This window comes from Bradyrhizobium sp. CCGUVB14 (assembly GCF_024199935.1).
GTDB lineage: Bacteria > Pseudomonadota > Alphaproteobacteria > Rhizobiales > Xanthobacteraceae > Bradyrhizobium.
Genome location: NZ_JANADS010000001.1, coordinates 9548090 through 9570958 on the forward strand (window position 1 = coordinate 9548090; position 22869 = coordinate 9570958).

20 protein-coding genes are annotated in these 22869 nt (G+C 64.9%); 12 read left to right on the plus strand and 8 right to left on the minus strand.

All coding sequences use genetic code 11. The annotated features are described in order from the left end of the window. Nucleotides 1-5: 5 nt before the first annotated feature. The 6 genes from NLM32_RS44725 to NLM32_RS44750 all read right to left on the minus strand — a co-directional run bounded on the left by NLM32_RS44725 (nt 6) and on the right by NLM32_RS44750 (nt 7428). On the minus strand, nt 6-185 hold the full coding sequence (locus NLM32_RS44725; protein ID WP_018316853.1) for a DUF4089 domain-containing protein: 180 nt from the start codon (nt 183-185) through the stop codon (nt 6-8). A 30-nt stretch (nt 186-215) separates the two neighbouring features. Beyond that, nucleotides 216-1931, minus strand: coding sequence for an ABC transporter ATP-binding protein (locus NLM32_RS44730; RefSeq protein ID WP_254134998.1), 1716 nt, complete (start codon nt 1929-1931; stop codon nt 216-218). Between the two features lie 97 nt (nt 1932-2028). Next, nucleotides 2029-2928, minus strand: coding sequence for an ABC transporter permease (locus NLM32_RS44735; RefSeq protein WP_254134999.1), 900 nt, complete (start codon nt 2926-2928; stop codon nt 2029-2031). Between the two features lie 3 nt (nt 2929-2931). Beyond that, the gene (locus NLM32_RS44740; RefSeq protein ID WP_254135000.1) at nt 2932-3945 is read right to left on the minus strand and encodes an ABC transporter permease; all 1014 of its coding nucleotides are present in this window, start codon (nt 3943-3945) and stop codon (nt 2932-2934) included. Between the two features lie 231 nt (nt 3946-4176). After that, the gene (locus tag NLM32_RS44745; protein ID WP_254135001.1) at nt 4177-5799 is read right to left on the minus strand and encodes an ABC transporter substrate-binding protein; all 1623 of its coding nucleotides are present in this window, start codon (nt 5797-5799) and stop codon (nt 4177-4179) included. Nucleotides 5800-6021: 222 nt separating this feature from the next. Continuing rightward, on the minus strand, nt 6022-7428 hold the full coding sequence (locus tag NLM32_RS44750) for a caspase family protein (RefSeq protein WP_254135002.1): 1407 nt from the start codon (nt 7426-7428) through the stop codon (nt 6022-6024). 347 nt (nt 7429-7775) lie between these two features. On the opposite strand from NLM32_RS44750, the gene NLM32_RS44755 reads away from it, so the two are divergent. Both NLM32_RS44755 and NLM32_RS44760 read left to right on the plus strand, forming a co-directional pair. Continuing rightward, the gene (locus tag NLM32_RS44755) at nt 7776-8324 is read left to right on the plus strand and encodes a hypothetical protein (protein WP_254135003.1); all 549 of its coding nucleotides are present in this window, start codon (nt 7776-7778) and stop codon (nt 8322-8324) included. Nucleotides 8325-8337: 13 nt separating this feature from the next. Beyond that, complete coding sequence (locus NLM32_RS44760; protein WP_254135004.1) at nt 8338-8799, plus strand: hypothetical protein; 462 nt, start codon at nt 8338-8340, stop codon at nt 8797-8799. A 170-nt stretch (nt 8800-8969) separates the two neighbouring features. On the opposite strand, the gene NLM32_RS44765 is transcribed toward NLM32_RS44760, so the two are convergent. Further along, nucleotides 8970-9911: a phosphotransferase gene (locus tag NLM32_RS44765; protein ID WP_254135005.1), complete on the minus strand. Its 942-nt coding sequence runs from the start codon at nt 9909-9911 to the stop codon at nt 8970-8972. 166 nt (nt 9912-10077) lie between these two features. Then, entirely contained in the window at nt 10078-11403 is a 1326-nt protein-coding gene (ugpB, locus tag NLM32_RS44770; protein WP_254135006.1) for a sn-glycerol-3-phosphate ABC transporter substrate-binding protein UgpB, read from the minus strand. 202 nt (nt 11404-11605) lie between these two features. Here ugpB and NLM32_RS44775 point away from each other — a divergent pair, with 202 nt between their 5' ends. From NLM32_RS44775 to NLM32_RS44820, 10 genes are all read left to right on the plus strand, one after another. After that, nucleotides 11606-12601, plus strand: coding sequence for a TRAP transporter substrate-binding protein (locus NLM32_RS44775; protein ID WP_254135007.1), 996 nt, complete (start codon nt 11606-11608; stop codon nt 12599-12601). Between the two features lie 6 nt (nt 12602-12607). Next, entirely contained in the window at nt 12608-14686 is a 2079-nt protein-coding gene (locus NLM32_RS44780; RefSeq protein ID WP_254135008.1) for an ATP-binding protein, read from the plus strand. Next, nucleotides 14656-16401, plus strand: coding sequence for a DUF3369 domain-containing protein (locus tag NLM32_RS44785; RefSeq protein ID WP_254135009.1), 1746 nt, complete (start codon nt 14656-14658; stop codon nt 16399-16401). Before NLM32_RS44780 ends, NLM32_RS44785 begins: the two co-directional genes overlap by 31 nt. Before the next feature lie 25 nt (nt 16402-16426). After that, on the plus strand, nt 16427-17164 hold the full coding sequence (locus tag NLM32_RS44790; RefSeq protein ID WP_254135010.1) for a response regulator: 738 nt from the start codon (nt 16427-16429) through the stop codon (nt 17162-17164). Between the two features lie 326 nt (nt 17165-17490). Further along, nucleotides 17491-18102, plus strand: coding sequence for a sigma-70 family RNA polymerase sigma factor (locus NLM32_RS44795; RefSeq protein WP_254135011.1), 612 nt, complete (start codon nt 17491-17493; stop codon nt 18100-18102). A 497-nt stretch (nt 18103-18599) separates the two neighbouring features. Then, complete coding sequence (locus NLM32_RS44800; protein WP_254135012.1) at nt 18600-19298, plus strand: cytochrome c biogenesis CcdA family protein; 699 nt, start codon at nt 18600-18602, stop codon at nt 19296-19298. Between the two features lie 30 nt (nt 19299-19328). After that, nucleotides 19329-19895 (plus strand): thioredoxin family protein, encoded by a 567-nt coding sequence (locus tag NLM32_RS44805; protein WP_254135013.1) that lies wholly within the window; start codon nt 19329-19331, stop codon nt 19893-19895. An 80-nt stretch (nt 19896-19975) separates the two neighbouring features. After that, the gene (locus tag NLM32_RS44810) at nt 19976-20971 is read left to right on the plus strand and encodes a hypothetical protein (protein ID WP_254135014.1); all 996 of its coding nucleotides are present in this window, start codon (nt 19976-19978) and stop codon (nt 20969-20971) included. 177 nt (nt 20972-21148) lie between these two features. Then, nucleotides 21149-21742 carry a L,D-transpeptidase gene (locus NLM32_RS44815; protein ID WP_254135015.1) on the plus strand — a complete coding sequence of 198 codons (594 nt, stop codon included), beginning with the start codon at nt 21149-21151 and terminating at the stop codon, nt 21740-21742. An 86-nt stretch (nt 21743-21828) separates the two neighbouring features. Further along, nucleotides 21829-22866: an amino acid ABC transporter substrate-binding protein gene (locus NLM32_RS44820; RefSeq protein ID WP_254135562.1), complete on the plus strand. Its 1038-nt coding sequence runs from the start codon at nt 21829-21831 to the stop codon at nt 22864-22866. The last annotated feature ends 3 nt before the right edge of the window (nt 22867-22869 follow it).

The following is a 22869-nucleotide window of genomic DNA, read 5'->3' on the forward strand; positions in this document are numbered from 1 at the left end:
CAGCATCAGGCCGTGAAGATCGGCGCCGGCTCGGTCTCGTCCGGCAGCGCGAATTCGTCGACCAGGCGGGCGAGCCGCAGCGACACTTCGAGATTGGCGCGCACCGCGGGCCTCCAGGCCTCCTCGACCGGCAGCGCCAGCGCTTTCGATACGGCGTCAATATAATCGTCCAGCGGCTCGGCCATCACGCTCCCAAACAGTCTCTCAGTGCACTCTCAGTGAACCGGCAGCGGCGGATGCGGGATCGCCGTCAGCAGCTCCTTGGTGTAGTCGTCCTGCGGATCGCTGAGGACCTTCTCGGAAGAGCCTTCCTCGACGATCCGCCCCGTCCGCATCACAATGACACGATCGCACAACAAGCGCACTACATTCAAATCATGCGAGACGAACAGATAGCTCATACCTAGCCGTGCCTTGAGGTCCTGAAGCAGGTTCAGGACGACGGCCTGCACGGACACGTCCAGCGCCGCGGTCGGCTCGTCCAGGATGACGAGCTTGGGGTGCAGCGCGATGGCCCGCGCAATGCCGACGCGGGCCTTCTGGCCGCCGGAGAGCTGGTGCGGGAAACGATCCAGCAGATTGTGCGGCAGGCCGACCATGGTGGCCAGCTCCTCGCAGCGGGCGCGAAGCGCATCGCGTCCCCTGATGTCGCCGAGCTGCATGATCGGATCGGCGATGGCGCGCACCGCGGTGAAGCGCGGGTTGAGGCTGTCGGTCGGATCCTGGAACACCATCTGGATGCGGCTGCGCTGCGGCAGGCGGGCAAAGGAGGCGGGCTGAATGCCGCCGATGTCTTCGCCGTCGAACTGGATCAGGCCGGAGGTCTGGTCGAGGAGCCGCATCACCATCATCGACGTGGTCGATTTGCCGCAGCCGGATTCGCCGACCAGGCCGACGCTTTCGCCATGGCCGATCGAGAAGCTGATGCCATCGACCGCGCGGAACACATCGGGCTCCACGGGCGGCTTGCGGCCGAACAGCTTTCCAAGCGTGGCGGTGGCGCCCTGGCGGGGATATTCCTTGACGAGCTTTTCGATGAGCAGGAGGGGCTTTTGCCCCTTTGCGATGCCGGGGGCGGATTCAGCAGGCGCGGCGGGTGCGCCCTCCTCCTCGGGCAACAGATCCCGCAGCGACACACCGAGCCGCGGCGTCGCGCGCATCAGCTTCTTCGTATAGGGGTGCTGCGGGTTCGCAAAAATGTCGGCGGCCTTGGCGGTCTCGACGACGCGGCCCTTCTCCATCACCACGACACGGTCGCAATAGGCGGCGGCGAGGCCGAGGTCGTGGGTGATCAGGATGGTCGACATCGCCTTGCGTTTTGTGAGTTCGACGATCAGGTCCATCACCGCCTTCTGCGTGGTGACGTCAAGACCGGTGGTCGGCTCGTCGGCGATCAACAGCTGCGGATTGCAGGCGAGCGCGAGCGCGATGACGACGCGCTGGCACATGCCGCCGGACAATTCGAACGGATAGGCGTGGTAGCGCTCGCGCGGGCGGGCGATCTTGACCTGCTCCAGCGCCTCGATCGCCTTTTCTCCGTGGTCCGAAACCATCGCTTGCTGCACATGGGTGCGCAGCACGTCCTCGATCTGGTCGCCGACTTTACGGATCGGGTTCAGCGCCGCGCGCGGGTTCTGAAAGATCATCGAGACTTCGCGGCCGCGCAGATCGCGCATCTGGGCCTCAGACGCGGCCTTGACGTCGATGCCGGAAAACATCACCGAGCCCTCGGCGATCTTGCCGGCGCGATCGAGGATGCGCATCACCGCGTAGGACGTCACCGACTTGCCGGAGCCGGACTCGCCGACGATGGCGAGCGTCTCGCCCTTGGCGACGGAGATGTTGACGTGCTGCACGGCTTTGACGATGCCGCGGCGGGTGGTGAATTCGACGGTGAGATCCTGGACGTCGAGCAGCGGTTGGGCGGTCATGCGGGTCCCCCGCGGCTCAAAGAGCTCGAAAACAACCCCATGCACAGTAGAGCGGCATTGGAATCGTTGGAGAATTTTTGCCGAAAAGCTGCAGCCATCACGTCCTCCGCTGGGGGTCGACGATGTCGCGCAGGCCGTCGCCGAGGAGGTTGAAGCAGAACACGGCGATCATCAGGGCGAGGCCGGGGAAGAGCGCGATCCACCATTCGCCCGAGACCATGAAGCCCGCGCCCTCGGCGACCATGATGCCCCATTCGGCGGTGGGCGGCCGGACGCCGAGGCCGATGAAGGAGAGACCGGCGGCGTTGAGGATCGCGTAGCCCATGGTCAGCGACATCTGCACGATCATGATCGGCATGATGTTCGGCAGGATGTGCACCAGCAGGATGCGGAATTCGCCGTTGCCGGAGAGGCGCGCCGCCTGCACGAAGCCGGCATTGCGGCGCACGTTGGCTTCCGCGCGCGCGACGCGGGCATAGAGCGGGAAGTTCACGATGGCCGTGGCCAGGATGATGTTCTGCACGGTGTTGCCGAGCGCAGCGACAATGCCCATCGCCAGCACGAACAGCGGGAACGCCATGATGGTGTCGGCGATGCGGCCGACGATGCGGTCGGTCCAGCCGCCGAAATAGCCGGCGGCAATGCCGGCGAGGCCACCCATCAGGAACACCAGCACGACGGAGGCGACCGCGATGAACGTATCGAGCCGCGTTGCCACCACGACGCGGCTGAAGATGTCGCGGCCCAATTGGTCGGTGCCGAACCAATGCGCCGCCGACGGCGGTTTCAGAGCCGCGGCGGTGTCGGACGCCAGCGGGTCATACGGCACCACATAGGGACCGAAGATCGCCGCGATCAGGATCACGACCAACAAGGCGAAGGCAAAGCCCGTGACCTTGTTTTCGCTGAGGACGTAACGGGTCTGTTCGAGGATCGCGGTGAGTCCCGATGTGCGGGCGGGGCCGACGGGTTCAATGGCAGGCGCAACGGAGCTCATCGTTCAGCCCTCCAACCGCACGCGTGGATCGATCACGCCGTACAAAATGTCGATCACGAGATTGAGCAGCACGTACATCACCGCCATGGTGAGGACAAAACCCTGCACCGGCGCGAAGTCGGACGAGATCAGCGCTTCCACCGCGTAGGAGCCGATGCCGGGCCAGGCGAATACTTTTTCGACCAGCACGTTGGCCCCGAGCAGGAAGGAGAACACCATGCTGAGCGTGGTGATGACGGGCAGCATCGCATTGCGAAACGCGTAAGTGACGATGACGGTGGTCGGCGACAGGCCGCTGGCGCGCGCGGTGCGGACGAATTCGGATGCGAGCACCGCAAGCATCGAGGCGCGCGTCATGCGCGCGATCGGCGCCAGCGAGAAGATCGCGAGCGTCGTCGCGGGCAGGATCAGCTGGCTCAATGCCGAGCGGAATGCTTCGAAGTCACGCGCGATCAGCGTGTCGATCAGATAGAAGCCGGTCACCGTCGGCGGCGCGCTGTAGAACACGTCGAGCCGGCCGAGCGGCGCGGGCGACCAGCCGAGCCGGAAATAGAAGACATAGACCAGCACGAGGCCGGTGAAGAATACGGGCAGCGACACGCCCGCGGTCGTCGTGATGCGACAGAGATGGTCGATCCATGACCCAGGTCGCGTTGCTGCGAGCACGCCAAGCGGGATGGCGATGACGATGGAGACGATGAGACCGAGCAGCGTCAGCTCGGCGGAAGCCGGCAGGCGGCTGCGGATTTCGGCGGCGACCGGCTGGCCAGTCGTCAGCGAATTGCCGAAATCGCCATGGGCGAGATCGTTGGTGTAGCGGAAGAACTGCTCGATCAGCGGCTTGTCGAGGCCGAGTTTTTTACGGATCTGCTCGACCGCTTCCTTGGTGGCGGCGGGGCCGGCGAAGTACGCGGCCGGATCACCCGGCAGCGCGCGCGTCAGCAGGAAGGTGACGATGACGACGCCGATCAGCGAGGGAATCGCGAACATCAGGCGCTTGCCGATCATGGTCAGCATGGGGTGCTCCTGATGTTGAAATGAGCTGGCGCCGCGCACACCGCTGGGTCCCCTCCCCCCTTGCGGGGGAGGGTTAGGGAGAGGGGTGGCCGCGGGAGAGATCGGAGTTTGTGGCTACCCCTCTCCCCGCCCCTCCCCCGCAAGGGGGGAGGGAGTGAGAGAGCGGTGGCTGCCTCACTCGAATCAAGAAACCCAACACATGCCGATGCGTCGCCGACGATCAGCATCCCCTCACCCCTTCGCCATCGCGCGGTAGTCGAGGCGGCGGTGGAACCAGTATTGATAGCCCGAGATGTTCTTCTGCATCGCGACGTTGACGAAGGGCTGGTACAGCGGGATGCGCGGGATGTCGGTGTAGGCGAGATCGACGAAGCCTTTCACGTCGGCATCGTAGGTCGCGGTGTCGCCGGTGGCGGCTGCGGTGCGCGCGCCGTCGATCAGCTTGTCCATCTCCGCCGACTTGTAGCTCATGGTGTTGAAGACGGAATTGTTGCCGTGATAGCACCAGTAGAAGAAGTATTCGGGGTAATCGAGCCAGCCCGAGAACACGTTGGTGAAGAGCGGCATCTCTTTCTTGTTCAACTCGGTGCGCCAGTTAGCGCCGGGCACCTTGTTGATGGTGGTCTTGATGCCGATCTGGGCGAGGCTCTCCTGCACCAGCACGCAGAGCGGCTCGTTGACGCCGGCAAAATTCAGGTCGAACGAGATCGTGGTCTCGAAGCCGCCGGCGAGGCCGGCTTCCGCCATCAGCGCCTTCGCCTTCTCGATGTCGGTGTTGAATTTATGCGGCTGCGGCCAGGCGACTTCGGTCGGCTTGTCCGCAGGTGCGCCGAACATCGGGTTCGCGAGCCCGAACATCACGGCGTCCATGATCTTCTGATAGGGCAGCGCGTAGGCGACGGCCTGGCGGACCTTCGGATTGTCGAACGGCGGCTTGGTGACATTCATGCCGATATACTGGATGCCGTTGGAGAACGGCAGCGACACCACGTTGAGCTTGCCGTTGGCCTTCATCTCCTGGAAATCCTTGTTCGGGAGTTCGTAGGAGATGTCGGCGTCGCCGCGCTCCAGCAGCGCGCGGCGGTTGCCGGCCTGCGGCACCATGCGCCAGATCACGCGCTTGATCTTCGGCAGCGGACCGCAGACCCAATCCTCGTTGCGCTCCATGACGACTTCGGTGCCGGCGGTCCACTTCGTCACCTTGTAGGCGCCTGAGCCCGCGGTCTGCTGCTTGGTGAACTCGAGGCCCCAGGGATCCTTCTCACTCGCGTTCTTCTTCACCAGCTCGGAGTTGACGATGCAGGGCACGATGACGGCGAGATCGGGGACCGTCAGCCGGTCCTTCTTCAGGAAGTCGACGCGCACGGTGGTGTCGTCGATGACGACGAACTGCTCCGGCTTGGTGAGCGAGCCCGCACTCATCTGGAAGGTCGGGAAGCCGCCGACGCTGACGGCGCGGTCGAGCGACCATTTCACGTCCTTGGCGGTGACGGGCGTGCCGTCATGGAATTTGGCGTTCTTGCGCAGCTTGAAGGTGACCGACATGTCGTCGATCTTGAACTCCTCGGCGAGCTCGCCCTTGAACTTGTCGCGGTCGTAATACGGCACGCCGCCAGGACCGGTCTTCATCTCGTGGCTGATCAGCCGGTCGTAGCAATTCCAGGACACTTCATAGCCGGGCACGTTGGTGCCGACGCCGTGGATGTCGAGATTGTTCGGCCCGCCTTCCGAGACGATCAGCAGCGTCTCCGAGCGGGCGTCGGCATAGGCCGCGGAAATGACCTGCGGCGCGATGGGGAGCGCCGCGCCGGCGGCCAATCCGGACACGGACTTGAGGAAATCGCGGCGCTTCATGAGGATGCTCCAACTCAAAAGTTTCTGGTTGGAACTGGATTCGCAAGGTTCGTGCCAGACCTTAACGAAGCCTTACTCGCGGCTTAAGTATCAGATATCATGACGGAAACTCTAACGAAGGCACGATAACGCCTTTGCTCAGAGCTCGGACATTGCATACAAAGATGCGTCTTTGCACATAAAATAATCCGAACGGAGCGACGGCCCAATTCATGGGCGACGCTACTGGCAAAAGTCCTCGTTGTTGACCCGCAGGCAGCGCGGCGCCGCGACGGTCCTCTGCCGCGCGCAGCCGTCGCGGCTGTCGACCTTCTTCAGGGCCCGCAGCGCGGCCATGGTCGGACGGTGCCAGAGATAATGCTCGTCGGAGAGCAGCGAGGCCCGGCGCAGGCCCTGAATGGTGGCAGCATCGAACGCGCCGCCCTGCTCGCCGACAAAGCAATCGAGCCGCGTCAGCTCGGCCTGGATGAGCTGCACCAGCTCGCGGCCCTCATAGGTCGGCCCGGCACTGTCGAGCACCGTAATCTCGCGCAGGCGCGAGGCGGCGGCGCGCGCCTCGTCCGCCTCGGGCGTATCCGGAAACAGCGCGGCGACGAGATCGTAGGCCTCCGGCGTTCTGGTCTGCCGCGCACGATCGAGCACCAGGGACGCCGCGGACGCAGCCGCGGGCCCGCTCGCGGCCGCGCTCTTTCTCAATTCAGCCGCGGCGGTGCGGGCCACACCGGCTTCCGGGCTCGTCGGGAAACGATCGACCAGGAGATCGTAGAGCGCGACATTGCCTGTCTCCCTGGCCGCCGCGAGCAATTGCGCGGCTTGGCTCGGCGGCGGCGGTGGCGGCACGAAGAAGAAGTCGAGCTCGAGCGAGGTGGATTCCCAGGGGATCTGCTGCTCGCCGGTGGACAGCCGCACCTGGCGGCGCACGCTCTTGAACACGTCCTCCAGCCGCTCGCCGGGCACGATCATCGCGTCCGCCAGCGCCCTGGTGTAGGGGCTGTGGCCGTCGTCACCATCATAGGCCGTCTTGCCCGAGCCCGTCGCCGAGGCGATGAACACGCCATAGACGGCGCCCATCGGCACCAGTCCGGGCGCACTTGCCGCCACGCCCGGCGGAAACGGATTATCGCGGCAGGCATCGACGATGAGGATGTTGAGCGCATTGCCTGAAGACGACAGGCGATCGGCGACGCGCTTGACGCTCAGCGATTGCGGCACGATGTCGGCGCGGCGCTTGATGTCGGCATTGACAGGCACGAGGTAGTTGGCGCCGTCGCTCTCGACGCCATGGCCGGCATAATAGAGCACGGCGACGGTCGCAGGGCCCCGCGCCTTGATCTTCTGCGCGAACGCCTCGACGTCCTCCGACAGGCTTTTCAGGTCGCGGTCGGCGACCGCCGTCACCTCGAAACCGGTCTGCCGCAGCCGATCCGCGATCAATTGCGCATCGTGTCCGGGATTGGCGAGCGTGCCGAGTTTTGCGTAATTGGCGTTGCCGATCACCAGCGCCAGCCGCGGCGCGGAATCTGCGACCGATTTTCGCGTGTCTGGTGCGGCGCGCGAGGCGCCGGCGGCGAGCGCCATGAGCGCTGCTGCCAACAACACGGCAAGACGACTTCTTAGCAACTGCATCATCACACTGCCCCCACAGGACGTTACGCAAACGATGTTGCGCTGTCATGTTGGGTGACACCATCGTGAGGGACGTACACTCTTTCATTCCCTCCCCCCTTGCGGGGGAGGGGCAGGGAGAGGGGTGGCCACGAACTCTGACGTCGCCCGGAGCCACCCCTCTCCCCCGCCCTCCCCCGCAAGGGGGGAGGGAGCGCAGCTGAGCACATCGCCACACCTTTGTTTACGACGAAGCTCCCTCGACGCGCGACCGGCTTCTATCTAGAATTGAGCTTTTCAAGACTCCTTTTCCGCCCCTCATGCCTGATCAAAATCCCCGCTCGATATCCGGCTCCGTCCTGCGCGTCGCAATGGCGATCGCGCTGATAGCCTTTCGCGCAGCGCCCGTTTCGGCCGGCGTCCTGAGCGGCCGTGAATTCCAGAACCTGATTGCCGGCGGGCCCGAAGGCACGACCATCGTGTTTCAGGGCGGCACCGACAAGATCTTCTACTCGCCGAGCCTGAAGAACCGGCTGCGCCAGAGCGCCGAGCTCGGGCCCGACTTCCTCAAGCAGAAGATTCTCCAGAACACCGTGACCGAGGGCACCTTCATCGGCGCCACCATCGAGGGCGGCAAATGGCGCACCATTTCGGGGATCGCGGGCGTCGCCGCCGACGTCGATAGCGGTCACGGCGTGCTGACGCTGCTGCAGACCTTTCCTGAAGACACCAGCATCAAGGCATTCCAGAAACGCGACCGGCTTTATGCCGTCGTCATCGTCGAGGACGCACCGAGCGGCGTCGTGTGCCGCAGATCACAGTGGGAGCGGCTATTCGCGCTTAAGGGTGAACCGAGGCTGACGACGGTGCCGTGCGAATTCACGGTGGGCAATGCGGTGACACCAACGGCACCGCGATAAGAGGGGGAAAGACATGACGACACTGATTCTCGGGGCCTCCAGGGGCCTCCGTGCGACGGGCCTGCGGGTGATCATGGCCTTGCTGCTGTTCGCAGCGATGCCACTGGGTGCAGGCCCAGCGCAAGCGGGCGGCGGATCCGGCGCGGCCGCCGCGGTTGGCAATGCTGGTCTCGACGCGTGCAGCAACAACGCCGGCAAGGCGCTCTACAACTGCGTCGCAGACGTGCTCGACCGGATGAACGGCACCCTGACGCGGAACGCGAAGCCGGAAGCACGAAGCGCCCTGCAGACCGCGGCTTCGCAATTGAGAGCAGCCGGCACCAAGGCCCAGGCCCTCTCCGCCATTACGCAGTGCCGCGCGGTATTCTCCGGCATCGTGTCGGCGATCAAGAGGGACGGGGCAGAACCGACCGGATATGCCGCCGTCATCAGCGTCCTCAGCAAGGCAGCCGCGCTGATCCAGCGGAAGGGATAGGCTCCCGTCGTCCCGGCGAACGCCGGGACCCATACCGCGTGATCCATCCGGTCAGCGCAGGCGATTTTACCAAGCGGAGAACTGGTAAGTGCTGGTCTCCGTCAAACTACTCCCTGAGGTTATGGGTCCCGGCGTTCGCCGGGACGACGGCGGATCTTGAGGCCGCGCCATCACTCCGCCCAGATCAATTCCTGAAGCTCGACCAGATCGTTCACCTTGTCCTGCCAGCCTTCGATACAGATGTGGCTGTTGAGGTCGCTGGCCTGGTGCAGCAGCATCAGCGCCATCAGGCGGCGCTTGAGCGCGAAGTCTGGCTTCTCGTAGCCAAAACCCTCGAGCAGGCTGCGCACCCTCCCCGGCCGGCCCGCCGACATGAAGGCGCTCGGGCCGAGCAGATCATAATCGCGCCAGCCCGCCCTGACGTCGCCGAAATCGAACAGGCCGGCGAGCGACCAGTCGCCGTTACGGGACGTGAGCAGGAAGTTCTCCGGAATGTATTCGCCGATCAGGATCACCGGCGGCGCATCCATCGGAATCAGCGTCGCGGCATCACGCAGGAGATCGTCGAGGCCGGCCAGGAATTTCGGCGCAAGGCCGAGACGGGTGTGCCGCGCGCGGCAGCCCAGCATCTGCGTGCGCATGAAGTCGCTCCAGCGCGGCTCGATTTGCGCGAGCGGGCCGAGCGGCGCGCGCTGCACGGCAGCGATGGTCTCGCCGATCTGGCGCAGCACGCGCTCCTTCTGCGCTTCGGGCAATGAGGGCCAGATCTCCGAGCCGAGTGTGCCGGAAAGGCGCGTGATGATCAGATGGGGCCAGCCGTCGCGCATCCCCTCCGCGACGATCTCGGGGATCGGCAGATGAAGCCGGCCTTTGAGCTGCATCAGCGAACCGCGCTCGGAAACGAATTGCGCATGCAGCAGCGGCGGGAAGATTTTCAGGATCAGCTTCTCACCGAGCCCGACCACGAGGTTGGTGCCGGTCGAAAACACGTGCGGCGCGCCGGTGTCGACACCGTGGCCGCGCGCGATGTCGAGTGCGATCGGCAGCCATTGCTGTGGCTGGGAGCGCCAGGCGCGAAAGGTCTGCGCGTCGGCGAAGTGAGGCAGTGTCATCGAAGGCAATGTCCCTGCGGCCATCCTTCGAGACGCCCGCTTTCGCGGGCTCCTCAGGATGAGGGCGGAGTTTGTGGTCTCGGGGGCCGCCGTCGGTGCTTAGCCTCATCCTGAGGAGACCGCAAAGCGGTCGTCTCGAAGGGCGAGGCGCGCGCTCCGGCCGCGACTACCTATCGGGGCTGGCGCGCTCGAACTGGCGCAGCAGCTTGTTGCCGCGCTCGACCGCGGTATCGAGCGCGGCTTGCGCGCTCTTCTGGCCGCCAAAGGCCTGCTCCAGCTCCTCCTCGATCGTGCCGCGGATCAGGTTGAAGGAGCCGAGCCTGATGCCCTTGGAATTCTCGGTCGGCTGATGCAGCGTGATCTCCTCGAACGAGATCGCCGAGCCGGGATTGCGCTCGTAAAATCCTTGCGCGCGCGTCAGCTCGAAGGCGGCGCGGGTGATCGGCAGATAGCCGGTGTTCTGGTGCCAGGCGGCCTGCACGCCGGGCTGGGACAGATAGGCGAAGAACCGCGCCACGCCCTTGTATTCCTCGCGCGGCCGGTCGCGCAGCACCCACAGCGTGGCGCCGCCGATGATGGAATTCTGCGGCGCGCCCTTCACGTCGGGCCAATACGGCATCATGCCGTAGCCGATCTCGAATTTCGAGTTCGCCCTGATGTCGGCGCGCGTCGCCGAGGAGCCGATGAAGATGCCGCATTCGCCGTTCTGGAAGCGCGGCTCGGCCGATTGCCCGCGACCGCTATAGTCGAACAGTTTTGTCTTCTGCCATTCTGCGAGCTGGGCGATGTGCTTCACGACGACCGGATTGTTGATGGTCAATTCCGCATCGAGGCCGGCAAAGCCGTTCGCACGCGTGGCCAGCGGCAGATTGTGAAACGCCGACAGATTCTCGACATGGATCCAGGACGGCCAGGACGTGGTGAAGCCGCAGACGGCGCCGCGGTCGCGCAGCCGTTTTGCAGCGGCGCCGAGCTCGGGCCACGTCTTCGGCGGCGTCTCCGGATCGAGCCCGGCGTCGCGGAACATGGTCTTGTTGTAATAGAGGATCGGCGTCGACGAGTTGAACGGGAATGACAGCAGATTGCCGCTCGCATCGGTGTAATAACCGGAGACGGCCGGAAGATAGTCGTTGAGCGAGAACGGCTCGCCCATGTCGCGCATCATGCTGTAGACCGGATAGATCGCGCCCTTGGCTGCGGTCATGGTCGCGGTGGCGACCTCGTTGACCTGCACGATCGCGGGCTGGCTGCGCGAGCGGAAGGCGAAGATCGCGGCCGTCACCGTCTCGGTGTAATTGCCCTTGTAGGTCGGCACGACGCGGTAATCGGATTGCGAGGCGTTGAAATCGGTGGCGAGCTTTTCAAGCTGCTTGCCGAGCTCGCCCGACATGGCGTGCCACCATGCGATGTCGGTGGCGGCGCGCGCCTCGCAGCTCAAGGCGAAGGCCAGAGTGGCGGCGGCGACCTGCAAAAAGCGCAATGATGAAGTCACGATGGCTCTTCCCGGATCAGGCGGCAAAAGGCGACTATACCCTGCTTAAGGCGCGGTCCCCGGCGTTTCAACCGGGAATGAAGCCGGACCGCGCCGCACAATCGCCCGAGGGCGCGGCCCGGGATGGCCTTCCCTTTACCATCTGCTAGATTGCATTGAACCTTTTGGTCCCGCCATAGACTCCATCTCTGAGGGGTTGAGTGTGCCAGTGCTAAACCGTGCCGAACTCTCTCGGGCCGGGGTGATCTTCGTCGCGCTTCTGTTCGCGATCTGCGCGACGGGGGCTGCAGCGCGTGAATTCCGCGCCGCCGACACCCAGACCGAGGATTATCCGACCGTCCAGGCGCTGCGCTACATGGGCGCGCTGATCGCCGAGCGCACCGGCGGGCGGCACGAGGTCAAGGTGTTTCACTCCCGCCAGCTCGGCGAGGAGAAGGAGACGATCGAGCAGACCCGCGCGGGCGCGATCGACCTCAACCGGACCAATGTGGCCCTGATCGGCAACTTCGTTCCGGCGATGAACGTGCTCGCCATGCCGTTCCTGTTCCGGTCCATCGAGCACATGCAGAGGGTGCTGGACGGGCCGATCGGCAACGAGATTCTGGGCAGCTTCGAGCCCTACGGCTTCGTCGGGCTCGCCTTCTACGATTCCGGCGCGCGCTCGATCTACAATGCCGTCCGCCCGGTGAAGACCATCGCCGATCTCAAGGGCCTGCGGATCCGGGTGCAGCAGTCGGAGTTGATGAGCCAGATGATCCGCTCGCTCGGCGCCGAGCCGGTCGAATTGCCCTACGGGCAGGTGCTCACGGGGCTCGCGACCCATCTGATCGACGGCGCCGAAAACAACTGGCCATCGTTCGTGACGACAGACCATTACAAATATGCCGGCTACTACACCCTGACCGAGCACACGATGAGCCCGGAGGTGCTGGTGATCTCGCTCAAGGCGTGGCGCAGCCTGTCGGCCGACGACCAACGGATCTTCCGCGAGGCCGCGCTGCGCTCCAGCCAGTTCATGCGCGAGAAGTGGCGCGACCTCGAGGAGCAGTCGCAGCACAAGGCGGAGGCCGCCGGCATCACCGTCGTCAAGGACATCGACCGCAAGCCGTTCGAGGACGCGATGGCGCCGGTGTACGTCAAGGCCGCGAAGGATCCCGCCGCGGCCGCGCTGATCGAACGCATTCGCAAGGTGGAGTGAGCCGGATTGGCTGCACTTGGACACAGCGAGCACGTCGACAAGCCGCCCGGCCCGATCGGGCGGGTGCGCGCGCGGCTGGTCGGCCTGCTGCGGGCGGTGCCGATCCGCTGGCGCATCCTGTCGATCGCGGCGCTGAACTCCGCCGTGGTGATCGTGCTGGTCGCGATGATCTGGAACGGCGCGCAGGTGCTGGGCTCGGCCTGGGACGACGTCCGCCAGGTGCGCGAATCCGACCGCATCCTGGCGCTGCTCGAAAGCGAGACCGGGCGGCTGCAGAACCTGATCCACCGCTACATCAACCAGCCGAGCCCGGACCTGTTCGCGGAGATCCTGCTGCTGCGCGAAGCCGTGCTGGGCACGCTGACCGACCGCGCCGCCAAGGACCCGATGCTGGCAGGCTCGGTCGAGGAGCTGGAGCGCACCACCGACCGCTTCCTCAACGGCTTCGGCGAGCTGCGCAGCGTGCAGGCGACCATCGCCAAAACCTATGAAGAGCAGGTGCAGGGTCCGGCCAAGGACATGGCGGGCCTGTACTCCATCATCGAGGGCGCCACCGGCCATCGCGACGCGCTGATCTGGCCCTCGCTCGGCAAGTCGCGCGAGGCCTTCACGGCGATGCTGGTCGCGGCCAATTCCTACTATCTGTCGCTGTCGCCGGGCGCCGCCGACGATGCGCGCCGCAACACCGAGACGATCGAGAAGACCATTCCGGTGATGATCGATCTCGCCGACAATGATTTGCAGCGCATGGCGCTGCAAAAGCTCGGCGCCCGCACCACGGCGCTGCGCGAGGGCTTTGCAAAGCTGTCCGAGCAGCTGACCAGCCGCACCGAACTCTTGCGCAACACCATCGACGCCAGCCAGGCCGAGGCGATCGGCGCCATCGACGACCTCTCGACCAAGATGCGCCAGCGCGAGCAGAAGGCGCAGGAGACGTTCGATCGCACGCTGGCGGACATCTCCCGTCGCGTTCTCTCTATTGCGGTGATCTTCCTCGGCATCATCCTCTCCGCAGGCGTGTTGATCGCGCTGTCGATCCGGCTGCCGCTGCAGCAGATCATGGCCGCGATGCGCGCGATCACGCTCGGCGATCTCGGCCGCGAGGTGCAGGGCACCAAGGCCCGCGACGAGGTCGGCGCCATGGCGCGCGCGGTGGAGGTGTTCCGCGAGAATGCCATCGCCAAGCGCGAGACCGAGGACGAGCTGCGCGCATCCAAGGAAAGGGCCGAGAGCGCGCTGCTCGAGCTCAACACCGCACAGCAGAATCTGATCGATGCCGAGCGGCTCGCAGCCCTCGGCGGCCTCGTCGCCGGCGTCGCGCACGAGGTCAACAACCCCATCGGCATCAGCCTGACGGTGGCCTCGAGCTTTGCCCGCCGCAGCGAGATCTTCGAGGCCCAGCTCCGGGGCGACGGCGGCTTGCGCCGCTCGCAGCTGGAAGAGTTCGTGCAGTCCTCGCGCGACGCCTCGCAGCAGCTCGTCGCCAACCTCACCCGCGCCGGCGAGCTGATCCAGTCGTTCAAGCAGGTCGCGGTCGACCGTTCGCACGCCGAGCGGCGGCAGTTCTCATTGAGCGAAGCAACCGACCAGATCATCGCGAGCCTGCGCCCGGTGCTGAAGCGCTCGCCGATCACCCTCCAGGTCGACGTGCCCGAGGGGCTGTTGCTCGACGGCTATCCCGGCTCCTACGGCCAGATCCTGACCAACCTGTTCCTCAACGCCGCCAACCATGCCTTCGCCGACGGGCGCGCCGGCACCATCACGATCTCGGCGCGGCCGCGCGGCGCCGACGACATCGAGATCATCTTCGCCGATGACGGGGCCGGCATGACCCCCGACGTGCAGCGCCAGGCCTTTGACCCATTCTTTACCACCCGGCGCAATGAAGGTGGCACGGGACTCGGGCTTCATATCGTCTATAACCTCGTCACCCAGCAGCTGGGCGGGCGGATGATGCTGGAATCCAAGCTGGGACAAGGTACTACTTTTCGGATTATCATGCCGCGGATCGCCAAGGGCGGCGCGCAAAGCACAGAAAGTGACGGGACTTCGCAATGGCCGAACAGGACGATGTCCTCCACCTGATCGACGACACCGGTACCGCGTCGGAGGATATGGACGCCCGGAAATGGAAAATCGCCGTCATCGACGACGATCCGGCCGTGCATGATGGCACCCGCTTCGCGCTGTCCGACTACACCCTCAACGGCCAGGGCCTGGAGATCCTCTCCGCGCATTCCGCGGCGGAAGGTCGCAAGCTGATGGCGGCGCACAACGACATCGCCGCGGTGCTGCTCGACGTCATCATGGAGACCGACGTCGCCGGCCTCGAGCTGGTCGAATACATCCGCAACGTGCTCAAGAACGAGACCGTGCGTATCATCCTGCGCACGGGCCAGCCGGGCCAGGCGCCGGAGCGGCGCGTGATCGTGCAGTACGACATCAACGACTACAAGGCCAAGACCGAGCTCACCGCCGACAAGCTGTTCACCTCGCTGACCGCGGCGCTGCGCTCCTACCAGCAGCTCGAGCGCATGGTGCAGACAAGGCGCGGGCTCGAGATCATCATCGATGCCGCCTCCACGCTGTACGACTTCAAGTCGATGCAGCGGCTCGCCGAGGGCGTGCTGACCCAGCTCGCCTCGCTGCTCAATGTCGACTGCGCCGGTATACTGGTCCTGCGCGACAATGGCGGCGTCGATCCCGAGCTCTCGGTGCTCGCGGGCAGCGGCTGCTACAGCCGCTTCATCGGCACGACCTCGTCGAAGGCGCTCGACCCCGATCTGCGCGAGATGGTCGAGGCCGCCTTCCAGCGCCGCAAGAACGAATTCGCCGACCATCGCAGCGTGATCTACCTGCGCACCGGAAGTGGCCGCGAGGTCGTGGTGCTGCTGCAGTCCGAGCGCGATCTGTCCGAGACCGACCGCTCGCTGGTCGAGATCTTCTCCTCCAGGCTCTCGATCGCGTTCGACAACGTCATCCTCTACCAGCAGCTCCAGGACGCCAACACCCAGCTGGAAGACCGCGTCGCCCAGCGCACCCGCGCGCTGATGCAGGCCAACCGGCGGCTCTCGGCGCAATGGCTGCGGCTGCAGCGCGCCAACGGCTTCAAGAACGAGATTCTCGGCACCGTCGCGCATGACCTGAAGAACCCGCTCGGCGTCATCCTCGGTCGCACCGAGATGCTGAAGGAGCTGATCTCGACCGGCGCCTCGTCGAACGGCGTGGTCGCCCAGGTCGATCACATCCGCGACGCCACCAAGCGCCTGACCACGATGGTCGACCATCTGATCTCGGACGCCATGGCGGATGCCTTCGACATCACCATCCGTCGCGAGCCGGTCGACGTCGCGGCGCTGGTGAAGGAGGTCGCCGAGGCCAACCAGCCGCTCGCGGTCAACAAGCAGCAGGCCATCCATGTCACCGCGCCGGCCAATATCGTCACCATGTGCGACACCGACCGCATCCGCGAGGCGATCGACAACCTCATCAGCAACGCCATCAAATACTCGCCAATCGCCGGCAAGATCACCGTGGCGGTCACCCATGAGGGCAACGACACCATCATCCGCGTCAGCGACGAGGGCGCCGGCCTGTCGCCGGAGGATCTCGGCCGCCTGTTCGGCCGGTTCCAGCGGCTATCCGCAAAACCGACGGCAGGTGAGAGCTCGACGGGGCTTGGGTTGTCCATCGTCAAGCGTATTATCGACATGCATGGCGGCGACGTAACCGCCGACAGCGACGGCCCGGGCAAGGGCTCCACTTTCACCATCACCCTGCCCGCGACCGAACTATCGTAACCTTGAGTGCCGAGATCTCTGTGACATGACACAAAGCCAGCACATCATGATCGTCGACGACGAGGCCCCGGCCCGGGAGATGGTCGGCGATTACCTCAAGATGCACGGCTTCACCGTGACGCTGTGCGACGGCGGCAAGTCCTTGCGCACCGCGATCGACGGCAGCATGCCCGACCTCGTCGTGCTCGACCTCAACATGCCCGAGGAAGACGGCCTCTCGATCATCCGCGACCTCAAGAGCCGCATCAACGTGCCGGTCATCATGCTCACGGCGACCGCGAGCCCGATCGACCGCGTGGTCGGCCTCGAGCTCGGCGCCGACGATTACGTCGCAAAACCCTGCGAGCTGCGCGAGCTGATGGCGCGCATCCGCTCGGTGCTGCGGCGGAGCACGCCGGTGAAAGCCGCTGCGGCTGACGCTACGCCCGCGAAATCGGACAAGGATCAGCTTGTACGGTTCGGGACGAAGTGGCTCGACCTCGAAGCCCAGGCGCTGCGCGACGACGAAGGCAACGAACATCCTTTGACCGCGTCCGAATTCGGACTGCTGAAAGTGTTTGCGGCCAATCCGAAGCGCGTGCTGTCGCGCGAGCGGCTGCTCGAACTGGCCAATGCGCGCGACGCCGAAGCCTTCGACCGCGCGGTCGATCTCCGCATCATGCGCATCCGCCGCAAGATCGAGCCCGACCCGACCAAGCCCGCCGTGATTCGCACCATCCGCGGTGGCGGCTACCTGTTCTCGCCCGCAGGCGAGAAGGCGTAAGGGCGGCGCCGCCTGCGGGACCGCCGTCCCGGCGATCCGCACGCCCGGGGACGACGCCATTGTGCGTGGTGCGCCGCGAACGCAAGGCCCCCAAATACGTTCCCACCCGTTCGGCCTAGTCCGAATCCACACTCCCGTATTTTCCGTACATTGAAATTCCACGCTTTTTTGGTCCGAATGTTTCGTCGCGCCTTGTCCGACGAAACAATTTGGCGGCGCACGAAACCATTTTCCCCTTTTCGTGCAGACGTCCCGAAACGTTGGCTCATTAACACTTTGATCCAAGGAAACGCCGCTCGGTTGCGGCGCACCGGGGAGCTAAGTCAATGCCGAACGTCATCGCCATCAACGCCCAAGCCAGCCAGAGCATCATTGCCGCTCAGGCGACCTCGGACGATATGCTCCTTGAGAGCATTGCCGACGGCAACCGGACCTCCATGCACATCCTTTATTGCCGTCATAACGTGCGGGTTTACCGTTTCATCCTGCGAATCGTGCGGGACGCGACCACGGCGGAAGACCTGGTCAGCCAGGTGTTCCTGGACGTGTGGCGGACCGCCGGACAGTTCCAGGGCCGCTCGCAGGTCTCGACCTGGCTGCTCTCGATCGCACGCTTCAAGGCGCTGACCGCGATGCGCCAGCGCCGGTTCGAGGATATCGATCAGGAGGACGTGCGGCAGATCCCGGACGGTAATGACACGCCCGAGACCTCGCTCGACCGCAGCGACACCAGCGCCATCCTTCGCGCCTGCGTGCAGAAACTGTCACCCGCGCATCGCGAGATCATCACCCTCGTCTACTACCATGAGAAGTCGGTGGAGGAGGTCGGGCAGATCATCGGCATCCCCCAGAGCACGGTGAAGACCCGGATGTTCTACGCCCGCAAGCAGCTCGCCGATCTGCTTAAGAATTGCGGCGTCGACCGGTTCGCCGCCTAAGGCAAAGGATTTCAATGGGATAGGACCGGGTTGCCGGCCCTGTCCCGGGACACGAAAGCGTTACCGCCGACGAAACAAATGAAACAAACCACAACATCCGGCGGAAAAACTTCGTCCCTATAAGGATCACATACGGTTTCGTTAAACCTCCCAAGACCTCCAACGACCCGGACGGGATGCCCCCCTTCCGGGTCGTTTTTATTTGGGTTTTCCTGAGTGGGGGCGGCCCCCGCTCTCTCATTCCCTCCCCCTTGCGGGGTCCGAGGCGAGCGAAGCTCGCTCTCGAGGGCAGGGAGAGGAGTAGCCACGAACTCCGATCTCTCCCGGGGCCACCCCTCTCCCCCGCCCTCCCCCGCAAGGGGGGAGGGAGCGCAGTGCCGCTGTGGCCCGCACGGTTTGTTCCGCAGAACAACCACGCCGTCACGAGCGCGTGACGCCGCGTAACGATCCCCGTCTCCATCCCGAACTGCCCTCGTGACCTCAATCACGAGTGCCCCATGCTCGAACTCCTCTTCGCTGTCCTCGCCGGCATCCTCACCATTGCGGCGCCCTGCACGCTGCCGATGTTGCCGATCCTGCTCGGCGCCTCGATCGGGCGCACGTCGCAATTGCGGCCCGCGATGATCGCGCTCGGCTTCGTCGTGTCCTTCTCCGCGGTGGCGCTGCTGCTCGGCGCGCTGACGCGGCTGTTCGATTTCGATCCGAATGTGCTGCGCGAGGCGGCGTCGATTCTGCTGCTCGGCTTCGGACTGTTGATGCTGTGGCCGGCGCCGTTCGAATGGCTGTCGATCCGGCTCAATGGCTGGCTCAGTCTCGGCAATGCGGGCGGCATGCAGCGCGAAAGCGCGCTCGGCGGTCTCCTGCTCGGGACCACGCTGGGCCTGGTCTGGACACCCTGCGCCGGCCCCGTGCTCGGCTCGATCTTGACGCTGGTCGCGACCTCCAGGAACCTCGCCTGGGCCGGCACGCTGCTGGTCGCCTACGCGATTGGTGCTGCGATCCCGATGCTCGCGATCGCCTATGGCGGACAGGCCGCGACCACGCGTGTGCGCAGCCTCGCGCGCATCTCGCCGCGCCTGCAGCAGGGCTTTGGCGTCGTCGTGATCGCCTTCGCGCTCGCCGCCTACTTCCAATACGACACGCTGATCGTGGCGTGGCTCACCGGCTTCTACCCCACTGGCCAGATCGGCCTGTGATCGCTTCACCCCTCAACGGAGAACACATCCATGACCTTCAAACTGCTCGCCGTCTCCGCCGCGCTGATCGGCTTCGCCGTCACCGGCGCCGTCATCCCCGGCATCTGCGACGAGGTTTCGCCCGCAGCGCCGGTGAAGGTCGCGGCCGCGCGCCAGGCGGTGACCGCGCCCGACTTCGCCGGCATCAGCAACTGGTTCAACTCGAAGCCGCTCAACATCGCCGACCTCCGCGGCAAGGTCGTGCTGGTCGACTTCTGGACCTATGGCTGCGTCAACTGCGTCAACACGCTGCCGCACGTCACCGACCTCTATGCAAAATACAAGGACAAGGGCCTCGTCGTGGTCGGCGTGCACACGCCGGAATTCCCGTTCGAGCGTTCGGCTTCGAACGTGCAGGCCGCACTGAAGCGTCATGGCATCACCTATCCGGTGGCGCAGGATAATGATTCCAAGACCTGGAACGCCTACAGCAACCAGTATTGGCCGGCGCAATACATCATCGACCAGAACGGCAAGATCGTGTTCCAGCACGAAGGCGAAGGCCGCTATGACGAGATCGACCGCACCGTGGCCAGGCTGCTGAACGCCGAGAGTTGATCCCGCAGGCGGCGGTGTGCTGCTTGACTCCACGGACCCGTCCGTGGAGTTTCGCGCGCCAACGCAAATCAGCCGCCGCAATGAACGACGCGACCACCAGCAACGACATCCGCCTTCGCGAAGGCTCCTCGATCGCGCAGCGGCTGGTCGTGGCCGGGTCTGCGGCGGCCGTTGCGCTGTGTTTCACGCCGGGACTGTTCACGCACGACGTCCTCGAAATCATCATTTCCGTAGTCGCGCTGCTGGCGGGCGCCGCGTTCGTCTGCGTCGTCATGCTGGCACCGGCGGTGGTGTGGATCATCACGCCGGCTGAAATCCTGATCGGGAAGCAGCGTCCATTCGGGAAGCTCCAGACACGGATCGTCGCGAAAGACGACATCACGGGACTTCAGGTTCCCGGCAGCAAAACTGCGAAAGCCCGATTCCAGCTCGCCTTCACGCTTGCTTCGGGCGAGCGCCTGACCTCCCCGCCCCTCTCCGACGTCACGCATGTGCGTGACACCGTGGCGCGGATCGCCGCGCAATTCGATGTTCCCGACGTCGAGGCCCCCGTCAATCCGCTCGACGCCAGCAATCCCGAGATGCGTCTTGGCGACCCCGTCGAGCCGTTTTCCCAAAGAGACATCCGGATCGCGGCCTTGATCGCCGTCGCCCTGAGCGTCGCACCCTATGCCTACAGGCTCTGGCGTGGCCTGCAGCCCCAATGGATCGACTACACGCTGCTGCCGCTTGGCGTCCTCGCCGCATTCGGCGTCTACCGATTCGCCAATCTCGTCACCGGCGCCTTCTGGGTGATCCGCGAAGGCGACATCCGCGTCGAACGGCTCTGGGGCAACGGCCAGCCGCGCGAGGACACTATCGAAGGGCCCAACGTCAAGGCGATCACGGTCGACCGTCGCGGCCGGTCCGAGGATGAGCATTGCATCCTGACGATCCGGCTGCGCTCGGGGCGACGGTTTCGCAGCCCCCGCATCGGCTCGCGCAACGAGGCCCGCGCCGTGGGCATGGAGATCGTCCGGCGGCTCGGGATCGAGGCGGCGGCCAATCAAATCCAGGACGCCTCAACCCGTGGGTGAGACAGCAGACGCGGCTTTTCGCGCCAATCCACCCTGTTCCTGGGTGTTGATTCACGTCAAAAAACCAAAGCATTCTCGTGACATATCAGTCAGGCGCGCCTTTAACTTGCCACGAAGCTGCCCCTGAGTTCAGATGGTTCCTAACGATTTGCGCTGTGGCAGCGGGGAGAGCTTGAAATGACGGATGTTCGTCGCCTGACCGGGGCGCTTGTGGCTGCGATCGGCCTGATCCTGTCCGCACCGCACGCCTTCGCCCAGCAGCCGGACCGCGGCGACGAGCCCGGACTGATTGCCGACGACAGCTATCAGCTCGATCCGGAATGGCAGAAGCAGGTCGTGTACTACCGCACCACCGAGCCGCCCGGCACCATCATCATCTCGACCACCGAGCGCCACCTTTATCTGGTGCAGCCCGGCGGGCGCGCGATCCGCTACGGCATCGGCGTCGGCCGCGACGGTTTTCAGTGGCAGGGGCTGGTGAACATCACCAACAAGAAGGAATGGCCGGACTGGACGCCGCCGCCGGAAATGATCCAGCGCCAGCCCTATCTGCCGCGCTTCATGGCCGGCGGCCCCGGCAACCCGCTCGGCGCCCGCGCCATGTATCTCGGCACCACGGTCTACCGCATCCACGGCACCAACCGTCCCGATACGATCGGCACCAAGGTGTCCTCGGGCTGCTTCCGCCTCGTCAACAATGACGTCGCCGATCTCTACGATCGCGTCCCTGTTGGCACCAAGGTGGTCATCCGGCAGAAGCCCGAGCTCTAAGTCCATCGTTCGAGCACGATCCCTCCGGATCGTCTTCCCGCCTTCGCCAAAATTCCATTTCCCGATTTTTTCGAGAGAGCAACATGATGCGCACATTTCGAGGCGGCCTGCTGATCGGGCTCGCGGTCGCCGTGCTGGTCGGCGCCTTGGCCGTCGTCTACGAATTCTACGACACCCGCACGCTGAAGCGCACGGTGCGCCGCGGCGAAGTGCTGTGCGGCGTCAACAAGGGCCTGCCGGGCTTCTCGATCCCCGACGACAAGGGCAACTGGACCGGCTTTGACGTCGATTTCTGCCGCGCGGTCGCCGCGGCGATCTTCGACGACCCGAGCAAGGCCAAGTTCGTGCCGCTCGACGCCAGCGAGCGCTTCAAGGAACTGCAGAGCCGCAAGGTCGACATTCTCTCGCGCAACTCGACCTGGAGCATGTCGCGTGAGCTCGACTACGATCTCTATTTCCCGGCGGTGGCCTATTACGACGGCGAAGGCTTCATGGTGCCGCGCTCTCGCAACAAGGAGACCTCGCTCGATCTTGCCGACAGCAAGGTCTGCGTGCAGGCCGGTACCACCACGCTGCTCAACCTCGCCGACTACTTCAAAGCCAACAACATGAAGTACGAGCTGGTGAAGTTCGACAAGCTGGAAGACGTGGTGAAGGCCTACGACACCGGCAAGTGCGACACGCTCACCGCCGACGTCTCGCAGCTCTATGCGCTGCGGCTGAACATGTCGAAGCCCGGCGATCACATGATCCTGCCCGACATGATCTCCAAGGAGCCGCTCGCCCCCGTCGTGCGCCAGCGCGACGACGACTGGATGATGATCGTGAAGTGGACGCTCTACGCGATGATCAACGCCGAAGAGCTCGGCATCACCTCGGAGAACATCGACGACGCGCTGAAGTCGAAGAAGCCGGAAGTGATGCGGCTGGTCGGCACCGAAGGCAATTACGGCGAGCAGCTCGGCCTGACCAAGGACTGGGCCGTGCGCATCATCCGTCGCGTCGGCAATTACGGCGAGATGTACGAGCGCAATATCGGCGAGAAATCGCAGCTGAAGATCCCGCGCGGCATGAACCAGCTGTGGAACGCCGGTGGCGTGCAGTACGCGCCGCCGATGAGGTAGGAC